The 2,491-nt window shown below is 62.0% G+C and carries 2 protein-coding genes; both read left to right on the top strand.

All coding sequences use genetic code 11. The features are described from left to right. Positions 1-108 precede the first annotated feature (108 nt). Positions 109-1,605 carry an IS21 family transposase gene (gene istA / locus ABID16_RS23590; RefSeq protein WP_354558826.1) on the top strand — a complete coding sequence of 499 codons (1,497 nt, stop codon included), beginning with the start codon at positions 109-111 and terminating at the stop codon, positions 1,603-1,605. Then, the gene (gene istB / locus ABID16_RS23585) at positions 1,602-2,360 is read left to right on the top strand and encodes an IS21-like element helper ATPase IstB (RefSeq protein WP_354558825.1); all 759 of its coding nucleotides are present in this window, start codon (positions 1,602-1,604) and stop codon (positions 2,358-2,360) included. The genes istA and istB overlap by 4 nt, the downstream gene beginning before the upstream one ends. Positions 2,361-2,491: the final 131 nt, after the last annotated feature.

Genomic DNA, 2,491 nt, shown 5'->3' with positions numbered 1-2,491 from the left:
GCAAAAACCTACCACGGTAGCGGCGGGATAGTCCCGCTTCGGGCGGCGTAAAAGTCGGCCACCTATTTACCTTCTGCGACGATTGCAGGAGGGCTGGGGATCTATACCGTGGAACTATATCTGAAGGTCCGTCTGGCTTGCTCGGAAGGGATGAGCCGGCGTCAGGCTGCAAAGCATTTCAACATATCGCGCGACAGCGTTTCCAAGATGCTGTCCTATTCGACACCTCCTGGCTATCAGCGGCAATCACCGATACGGCGGCCGAAGCTGGATGCGTTTATCTCGACCATCGATCATTGGCTCGATGAGGACGTGAAGGTGCCGCGCAAGCAGCGCCATACGGCCAAGCGGGTGTTTGACCGGCTACGGGACGAGCGCGGGTTCACCGGCGGCTACACGATCATCAAGGATTACATGCGCGAGCGAGATCAGCGTCGCCAAGAGGTGTTCGTGCCGCTGTCGCATCCGCCAGGCCATGGTCAGGCGGATTTCGGCGAGGCGATGGTGGTCATTGGCGGCGTGGAGCGCAAGGCGCACTTCTTTGTGCTGGACCTGCCGCACAGTGACGGCTGCTACGTCAGGGCCTATCCGGCGGCGGTGGCCGAGGCCTGGGTCGATGGCCACGTCCATGCGTTCGCCTTCTTCGGCGCAGTGCCGCAATCGATCGTCTACGACAATGACCGCTGCCTCGTGGCGAAGATCCTGCCCGATGGCACACGCAAGCGCGCGACTCTCTTCAGCGGCTTCCTGTCCCACTACCTGATCCGGGATCGTTACGGCCGTCCTGGGAAAGGCAACGACAAGGGGAACGTCGAAGGTCTCGTTGGCTATGCCAGGCGCAACTTCATGGTTCCGATCCCGCAGTTTCCGACATGGGATGCGTTCAACGCCTGGCTGGAGGAGCAATGCCGCAAGCGTCAGCGCGACAGGCTGCGCGGCGAGAGCGAGACGATCGGCGAACGATTGCAGCGGGATCTGGCTGCTATGCGTGCGTTGCCGGCATCTCCATTCGATGCCTGCGACCAGGCGAGTGCGAAAGTCACAGCCCAGTCGCTGGTCCGTTACAAGACCAACGACTATTCCGTGCCGGTCGCTTATGGCCATCAGGACGTCTGGATCCGGGGCTATGTCGACGAAGTGGTGATCGGCTGCCGTGGTGAGATCATCGCCCGCCATCCGAGGTGCTGGGAGCGGGAAGATGTCGTCTTCGATCCTTTGCATTACCTGCCGCTGATCGAGCGGAAGATCAATGCGCTGGATCAGGCAGCCCCTCTCCAGGGCTGGGATCTGCCTGATGAGTTCGCCACGCTGCGCCGGCTGATGGAAGGTCGCATGGCAAAGCATGGCCGGCGGGAATATGTGCAGGTTCTCCGTCTGCTGGAGACTTTTGAGCTCGCTGACCTGCATGCGGCGGTGAAGCAGGCCCTGCAACTCGGAGCTATCGGCTTCGACGCCGTCAAGCATCTGATCCTGTGCCGGGTGGAACGCCGGCCGCCGCGGCTGGACCTGGCGATCTATCCCTACCTGCCTCGGGCGACGGTCGAGACGACCTCGGCGAAGGCCTACATGCGACTTCTGTCGTCGGATGCGGGAGAAGCCGCATGAGCACAGAAGCACCAGAGATCCTTCTCGCGCACTATCTCAAGGTCCTGAAGCTGCCGACCTTCCAGCGCGAGTATCAGAAACTGTCCCGGCTCTGCGCCACCGAAGGCGTTGATCATGTCGGATACCTCACCCGGCTTGCCGAGCGGGAGATGATCGAGCGGGATCGCCGCAAGGTCGAACGCCGTATCAAGGCGGCCAAGTTCCCGGTCGTTAAAAGCCTCGACAGCTTCGATTTTACCGCCATCCCCAAGCTCAACAAGATGCAGGTATTGGAGCTTGCACGCTGCGAATGGATCGAGCGCCGGGAAAACGTCATTGCGCTCGGCCCGAGCGGCACGGGCAAGACCCATGTCGCGCTCGGCCTCGGCCTGGCCGCATGCCAGAAGGGCCTGTCCGTCGGGTTTACGACGGCGGCCGCCCTGGTCAGCGAGATGATGGAGGCGCGTGACGAACGCCGTCTGCTCCGCTTCCAGAAACAGATGGCCGCCTACAAGCTGCTTATCATCGATGAACTGGGCTTCGTGCCGCTCTCCAAGACCGGCGCGGAATTGCTGTTCGAGCTGATCTCGCAGCGCTACGAGCGGGGCGCCACTCTCATCACCAGCAATCTGCCTTTCGACGAATGGACGGAAACTCTGGGGTCCGAGCGTCTCACCGGTGCTCTGCTCGATCGCATCACCCACCACGTCAACATCCTCGAGATGAACGGCGACAGCTATCGTCTCGCCCAAAGCCGCGCCCGAAAGCCTGGCTGAAACCCCCTCAAAAAGCGCCGCGCACGCATGAGAACCCCGCTCGGGCTACGCCCTCCCGGGGCTCTCATGCGTGCGCCACAGTGGCCGACTTTTGCGCCGCCGCGTGGCCGGTTTTTACTCCGGCGTTGACA

Origin of the sequence: Limnomicrobium aquaticum (assembly GCF_040545545.1) — a bacterium.
Lineage (GTDB): Bacteria > Pseudomonadota > Alphaproteobacteria > Rhizobiales > Rhizobiaceae > Ensifer_A > Ensifer_A aquaticum.
This window is presented reverse-complemented; position numbering and strand designations above follow the sequence as displayed.

What these genes read in the sequence shown, in the direction of transcription:
- istB (WP_354558825.1), top strand. Translation starts at nt 1,602, where the DNA reads ATGAGCACAGAAGCACCAGAGATCCTTCTCGCGCACTATCTCAAGGTC.